Annotated in this window: 4 protein-coding genes and 1 pseudogene; 4 read left to right on the top strand and 1 reads right to left on the bottom strand. The window is 76.1% G+C overall.

The genetic code is table 11. The features are described from left to right. Genes ACLIYP_RS29315 through ACLIYP_RS29300 form a run of 4 tightly spaced genes read left to right on the top strand, consistent with a single transcriptional unit; the run spans position 1 to position 3,945 of the window. Entirely contained in the window at positions 1-978 is a 978-nt protein-coding gene (locus ACLIYP_RS29315; protein ID WP_412716111.1) for a FecCD family ABC transporter permease, read from the top strand. After that, on the top strand, positions 975-2,072 hold the full coding sequence (locus ACLIYP_RS29310) for a FecCD family ABC transporter permease (RefSeq protein ID WP_412716110.1): 1,098 nt from the start codon (positions 975-977) through the stop codon (positions 2,070-2,072). Before ACLIYP_RS29315 ends, ACLIYP_RS29310 begins: the two co-directional genes overlap by 4 nt. Then, a complete protein-coding gene (locus tag ACLIYP_RS29305; RefSeq protein WP_412716109.1) occupies positions 2,069-2,968 on the top strand; it encodes an ABC transporter ATP-binding protein in 900 nt (299 codons plus the stop codon). The genes ACLIYP_RS29310 and ACLIYP_RS29305 overlap by 4 nt, the downstream gene beginning before the upstream one ends. Continuing rightward, positions 2,965-3,945 (top strand): ABC transporter substrate-binding protein, encoded by a 981-nt coding sequence (locus ACLIYP_RS29300; protein WP_412716108.1) that lies wholly within the window; start codon positions 2,965-2,967, stop codon positions 3,943-3,945. The genes ACLIYP_RS29305 and ACLIYP_RS29300 overlap by 4 nt, the downstream gene beginning before the upstream one ends. Positions 3,946-4,066: 121 nt before the next feature. Here the strand turns inward: ACLIYP_RS29300 and ACLIYP_RS29295 are convergent. Further along, positions 4,067-4,465 (bottom strand): annotated as a pseudogene (locus ACLIYP_RS29295) (hypothetical protein); the annotation flags it as partial.

Here is a 4,465-nt window from a genome sequence, read left to right as displayed (position 1 = left end):
GTGGCCGCGGTCTCGGCCGCCCTCGCCCTGGCCGTGCTGCTGAGCCTGGCCGTCGGCAGCCGCGCCATCGCGCCGGGCGCGGTCTACGAGGCGCTGGTGCACGGCGGCGACGGCCCCGCCGCCCAGGTGGTGCGGACGATGCGCGCCCCGCGCACCCTGCTGGCGGTGCTGGTCGGCGCCGCGCTCGGGCTGGCCGGCTGCGTGATGCAGGGCCTGACCCGCAACCCGATCGCCGAGCCCGGCATCCTCGGTGTCAGCCAGGGCGCGGCACTGGGTGTCGTCCTGGCCATCGCCTTCGCCGGGGTGCACACGCTCTCCGGGTACGTCTGGTTCGCCTTCGCGGGCGCGGGCGCGGCGGGGGCGGCCGTCTACGCGATCGCCGCGCGGGGGCGCGAGGGCGCCACGCCGGTACGCCTGGCGCTGGCCGGGGCCGCAGTCAACGCGCTGCTGTACTCGGTGGTGGCGGGGGTGCTGACGACACGGGCAGCGGCCCTGGACGAGTTCCGCTTCTGGCAGGTCGGCTCGGTCGCCGGACGCGGCACGGAGGTGATCGGGCAGGTCTCGCCGTTCCTGGCGACGGGCGCGCTGCTGGTGCTGGCCGTCGCGCGCGGTCTGGACGCCCTGGCGCTGGGCGAGGACATGGCCAGGGGCCTGGGGCAGAACACCGCGGCCGTACGGATCACCGGCGGCCTCGGGGCCACCGTCCTGACCGGCGCCGGGGTCGCCGCCGCCGGCCCCATCGCCTTCGTCGGCCTGGCCGTCCCCCACCTGGCCCGCGCCCTCGTCGGCTCCGACCACCGCTGGCTGCTGCCCACGGCCGCGCTGCTGGGCCCGGTGGTACTGCTGGTGTCGGACGTGGCCGGGCGGGTCGTGGTGCCGCCGGGCGAGGTGCCGGCGGGCGTGATGACGGCGCTGATCGGCGTGCCGTTCCTGGTGGCGCTGGTGCGCGGCCGGGCCGGGAAGGCGGTGGGGCCGTGACCGCGCCCGGCACCGTGAGCGAGACGCCCCGCGGGGTACCGGGCCGCGAGGCGCCCGTCAGACCCCCGGGGTACGGCCTGGTGCGCCGCGGGCGCGCCTCGTTCCTGCTCCACCGCCGGTCGGCGGCGGTGACGGCCGCCCTCGCCGCCGCGCTGGCCGCGGCCGTCGTCGCGTCGCTCTGCCTCGGCGAGACGGCCACCGCGCCCGCCGAGGTGGTACGGGTGCTGCTGGGGCTGCCGTCGCCGGACGAACTGGTCGTGGGCACGCTGCGGCTGCCGCGTGTGGTCCTCGGGCTGATGGTGGGCGCCGCGCTCGGGGTGGCGGGCGGGCTGATCCAGACCGTCGCCCGCAACCCCCTGGCCAGTCCGGAGATCATCGGCGTCACCCACGGCGCCGCGGCCGTGACCGTCGGCGCGATGACCTTCGGCCTGACCTCGTACGCCCTGCTGCCCTACCTCTCCGTGGCGGGCGGGATGCTCGCCGCCGCGCTGGTCTACGTCTTCGCCTGGCGGCGCGGCCTCGGCGCGGCCCGCTTCGTGCTGATCGGCCTGGGCTTCTCCGTGGCGCTGCGCTCGGTCACCCAGCTGTTCATGACCAAGGGCGACTTCCTCGCCGCCCAGCAGGCCCAGGTGTGGATGACCGGCTCGCTCAACGGGCGGGGCTGGGAGCAGGCCGCGCCCCTGGGCTGGGCGCTGCTGGCCGCGCTGCCCGCCGTGCTGTGGTGCGCCCGCGCCCTGCGCCGGGCGGCGCTGGACGACGACACCGCCACCGCCCTGGGCGTACGGCTGGGCCGCGTGCGGCTGGGGCTGACGGCCACCGGCGTCGTCCTGGCCTCGGTGGCCACCGGGGCGGCCGGACCGGTGGACTTCGTGGCGCTGCTCTCCCCGCAGATCGCCCGCCGCCTGACGCGCACCGCGCAGATCCCGCTGCTCGCCACGGCCCTGCTGGGTGCCCTCGTCGTCACCCTCGGCGACCTGCTGGCCCGCAGGCTCCTGGCGCCGGTGGAGCTGCCGGTCGGGGTGTTGACGGCGGCGATCGGGGCCCCCTACCTCGTCTGGCTGATCGCCCGCGGCCGCACCGGAGGAAGACCATGACGGACACCACCACCGCGCCCGCGGCGGCCGACGGGCCGGACGCGCCCGCGAGCCGGCTGTCGGCCCGGGACCTGACCCTCGCCTACGAGAGCCGCACGGTCGTCGACGGCCTCGACCTCGACGTGCCGGACGACCGCGTCACCGTCGTCGTCGGCCCCAACGCCTGCGGCAAGTCCACCCTGCTGCGGGCGCTGGGCCGGCTGCTGCGGCCCCGGCGCGGCGCGGTGCTGCTGGACGGCCGGGAGCTGGACCGGGTGCCCACCCGCGCGGTCGCCCGCTCCCTCGGGCTCCTCCCCCAGGCGCCGGTCGCGCCCGAGGCGATCACCGTCGCCGACCTCGTCGCCCGGGGCCGCCAGCCCCACCAGCGCTGGTGGCAGCAGTGGTCGGAGGCCGACGAGCGGGCCGTCACCGACGCCATGGACGGCACCGGCGTCACCGAACTGGCCGACCGCTCCGTGGACGAGCTGTCGGGCGGACAGCGGCAGCGGGTGTGGATCGCCATGGCGCTCGCCCAGGAGACCGAGCTGCTGCTGCTCGACGAGCCGACGACGTACCTCGACATCGCCCACCAGGTGGAGGTCCTCGACCTGGTGCGGCGGCTCAACCGGGAGCGGGGCCGCACGGTCGTGATGGTCCTGCACGACCTCAACCAGGCCGCCCGCTACGCCGACCACCTCGTCGCGATGCGCGGGGGCCGGATCGTCGCGCAGGGCCCGCCCGCGAGGACCGTCGACGCCGCGCTGGTCCGCGAGGTCTTCGGCCTGGAGGCCGTGGTGGTGCCCGACCCGGTGACGGGCGGCCCCCTCGTCGTCCCCGGCGCGCCCGCCTCCGCCGCTCCCGGCGCCCCCGTCACTCCCGCTTCCGTCCCCGTCAGCACGCGAAAGGCTTCCCCGTGACCCTCACCCGCCGCCGTACGACCGCCGCCGGCGCCGCCGCGCTGGCACCCGTCCTCGCCCTCGCCCTGTCCGCCTGCGGCGGCTCCGGGAACGACACCGCCGGGGAGACCCGGACGGTGATGACCGCCCACGGGGAGGTGAAGGTCCCCGCCGACCCCGAGCGCGTGGTCGTCCTCGACACCGCGGAGCTGGACTCGGCCATAACCCTGGGCGTCAAGCCCGTCGGCTCCACCCGCTCCGACGTGGCCTCCGGCTTCCTGAAGTACCTGCCCAAGGAGAAGGTCGAGGGCATCGAGAACGTCGGCAACATCGCCGCGCCCAACCTGGAGAGGATCGCGGCGCTCGAGCCGGACCTGATCCTGGGCAGCGACATCCGCGACAAGGACCGCTACGACGAGCTGTCGAAGATCGCCCCGACCGTCTTCACCGAGTCCACCGGCGCCCCCTGGAAGGAGAACTTCCTGGTACATGCCAACGCCCTCAACCGGCAGGACGAGGCGGAGAAGGTGATCGACGCGTACGAGGCGAAGACGGCCGAGGTCACCGAGGCGCTCGGCGGCGAGAAGGAGGCCCGGAAGCTGACGGTGAGCGTCGTCCGCTTCGTGGAGGGGGCCGACACCCGCGTCTACGGCAGGCAGAACTACATCGGCTCGATCCTCGCCGACATCGGAGTGAGCCGCCCGGCCATCGCCGACAAGGCCCCCGACGGCTTCTCGGTCGACGTCAGCCCGGAGAAGGTCGACCGGGGCGACGCGGACGTCGTCTTCTACACCTCCTACGGCGACCCGGCGAAGTCCGGCGAGGACAAGGCCGTCGGCGGCGCGCTGTGGAAGGGCATGGAGGCTGTGGAGAACGGCCGCGCCCACCGCGTGGACGACGAGACCTGGATCCAGGGCATCGGCTACACGGCCGCGGACACGATCCTGGATGAGATGAAGGAACTGCTCACCAGGGATTCCGGCGGCTCCGAGGGCTGATCTCCGGCACCAGGCCTCCGGCCCCACGTCTCCGCTCTCCCCGCGGCCGGGACGGGCCCACCGCGGCCCGGGGGGGGGACGCCATGCCTTTGAGGGCGCCGCCGGGCGGCGTGTGCGACGGCTACCCCTTCGGCCTGCGCGCCCGCCACAGCAGGTAGAGGGCGCTGGCGACGGCCGCGGCGCGCAGCGCCCAGGGCCAGGAGGCGGTGATCGCATCCCCCAGAGCGCCCTCGGCTGTCGGCTCCCCCCAGCGGCCCTCGGTGCGGCCCCACAGCCACACCAGCCCGGCGGCGGCGACCGTACCGGGCACGACCGCCACCGCCCACTTGGCCTCCTGGCGGCTCAGCCGGGGCGACCACCATGCGGCCAGCCAGCCCAGGCCGAGCGGGATCAGCGAGCCCATGACCGCGCCCGCCACCAGCAGGGCGGCGGCCGCCAGTTCCACGGCGCCGCCGGCGCGCGGCACGCGGGCCGTACGCGGAGCACCACCCGCTGTCCCGGCCGTACGCGGGCGCAGCGG

Source organism: Streptomyces nanhaiensis (assembly GCF_046614825.1).
GTDB lineage: Bacteria > Actinomycetota > Actinomycetes > Streptomycetales > Streptomycetaceae > Streptomyces > Streptomyces radiopugnans.
The sequence above is the reverse complement of the archived record's forward strand: the minus strand, read 5'-3'. Positions and strand labels throughout refer to the sequence as shown.